Origin of the sequence: Roseomonas sp. TAS13 (genome assembly GCF_001950415.1) — a bacterium.
Lineage (GTDB): Bacteria > Pseudomonadota > Alphaproteobacteria > Acetobacterales > Acetobacteraceae > Roseomonas > Roseomonas mucosa.
The window spans coordinates 1-1,855 of the sequence record NZ_BDLP01000591.1 but is presented as its reverse complement, the minus strand read 5'-3'; the positions used below and the strand labels follow the sequence as shown (position 1 = coordinate 1,855).

3 protein-coding genes are annotated in these 1,855 nt (G+C 70.1%); 2 read left to right on the top strand and 1 reads right to left on the bottom strand.

Going from position 1 to position 1,855, the window contains the following annotated elements; genetic code table 11:
* Nucleotides 1–232, bottom strand: a 232-nt coding sequence (locus ROTAS13_RS23960) for an ATP-binding cassette domain-containing protein (RefSeq protein WP_139323552.1), incomplete at its 3' end; no start/stop codon positions are given.
* A gap of 399 nt (nt 233–631) precedes the next feature.
* Between ROTAS13_RS23960 and ROTAS13_RS23955 the strand changes: the two genes are divergently transcribed.
* A complete protein-coding gene (locus tag ROTAS13_RS23955; protein ID WP_058390230.1) occupies nt 632–1,654 on the top strand; it encodes a 2-keto-3-deoxygluconate permease in 1,023 nt (340 codons plus the stop codon).
* 8 nt (nt 1,655–1,662) lie between these two features.
* Nucleotides 1,663–1,855: four-carbon acid sugar kinase family protein (locus ROTAS13_RS23950; protein ID WP_139323551.1), on the top strand; the 193-nt coding region annotated here is incomplete at its 3' end.

The window sequence follows — 1,855 nt, the reverse complement described above, 5'->3', positions numbered from 1 at the left end:
GGAACGCGATCCGCCCGCCGGTGATCCGCCCGCCCGCATGGTCGATCATCCGGGTCACGGCCAGCGAGGTGACGGACTTGCCCGAGCCGCTCTCGCCCACCAGCGCCACCGTCTCGCCGGGCGCCACGGACAGGTCCAGCCCCTTCACGGCGGTGAAGCCGCCGAAGCCCACGCTCAGCCCGGAGATGCGGAGCAGCGTGACGTCAGGGGCAGGGGAGGGGGCGGAAGCCAAAAGGGCGGGTTCCTTCAGGGGAAGAGGCGCAAAGAACGGCATGGTCGGATCGGGCCGCACCGCCATATCCCAGGCAGAGCGGGGGGCGACGCGGAAGTCTGGCCTGTCCGGCCTGGAAGCGGGAACAAGGGAGCGGCCGGAACCTCCCAGCCCCGGCTCCCCAGCCCACAAGCGCCGCCTTCTAGCTTCCCGCGGCCGGTTCGACCAGAGGCAGGCAAGGGGTTGCGTATTTCGCGCGAAAACCAGGGGGAATTTCAGCGACGCACAAGGGACGGCTTCGGTTTTTCGGCAAATCGCGCAGAAACAGGTTGACTCTCCGCCGGTCGGCGCCGAATTGCGGTTCATCGACTGCGTGTTCCACGCAAAATGCCGGCGCCCTGGGGCGCAAGGGGAGGACCCATGCAACTGCCCATCAAGCGTGCCATCGAGAAGGTCCCGGGCGGCATGATGGTCGTTCCCCTGGCGCTGGGCGCCGTCATCGCGACCTTCTTCCCGGACACGCCGAAATTCTTCGGCTCCTTCACCGGTGCGCTCTTCACCGGCTCGCTGACCATCCTGGCGGTCTTCTATGTCTGCATGGGTGCCAGCATCGACTTCAAGGCGACGCCCTATATCCTGAAGAAAGGCGGCACCCTGTTCGCGGTGAAGATCGGCATGGCCATGCTGATGGGCGTGGTCTTCGGCCACTTCCTGGGCGAGGCGCCGGTCGGCTCCGGCCTTTTCGCGGGGCTTTCCACCCTGGCCATCGTGGCGGCGATGAACGACACCAACGGCGGCCTCTACATGGCGCTGATGGGCCAGTACGGGGAGCCGCGCGATGTCGGCGCCTATACGGTGATGACGCTGGAATCCGGCCCCTTCCTGACCATGGTGACGCTGGGCGTGGCAGGCCTCTCGGCCTTTCCCTGGCCGACCCTGGTGGGCTCCATCCTGCCGCTGGTGGTGGGCATGATCCTGGGCAACCTCGACCGCGAAATGCGCGGCTTCCTCAGCCGCGCCATCCCGGTGATGATCCCCTTCTTCGCCTTCGCGCTGGGCAGCGGCCTCGACTTGGCCAAGGTCTGGCAGGCCGGGCTTCTCGGCCTGGGCCTGGGCCTCGCCGTGGTGGTGGTCACCGGCATCCCGCTCTTCCTGGCCGACCGCGCCATCGGCGGCACGGGCGTCGCCGGTGTCGCGGCCGCCTCCACCGCCGGCAACGCGGCGGCGGTGCCAGCCATCGTGGCCTCCGCCAACCCCGTCTATGCCGAGGCCGCCGCCCATGCCACCGTGCTGGTCGCCGCGGCGGTGATCGTGACCACGGTGCTGGTGCCGCTGCTGACCGCCTGGACCGCCCGGCGCACCGGCCGCCCGCCGGCGCCGGACACGGCATCGGCCGAAAGCGGAGCCGGACGGACGGCGCCGCTGCGGGCGCGGCACGGCTGAGGATGGCCATGGACGGCACGCCCACCCCACCTTCGCGCTGGCTGATCCTGGCGGACGACCTGACGGGAGCGGCGGACTGCGCGATCGCCTTCGCGCGGCGCGGGCTGGAGGCTGGGGTAGGCTGGCATGCCAGCCTGGACCAGGCCGCGCCGGAAAGGGCGGATGATCCGGAGCAGGCGGGCGGCAGGGTGCTGGCGGTGG

Excerpts from the sequence above, each read along its gene's own strand:
- ROTAS13_RS23955 (WP_058390230.1), top strand. The coding sequence starts at position 632 with ATGCAACTGCCCATCAAGCGTGCCATCGAGAAGGTCCCGGGCGGCATG.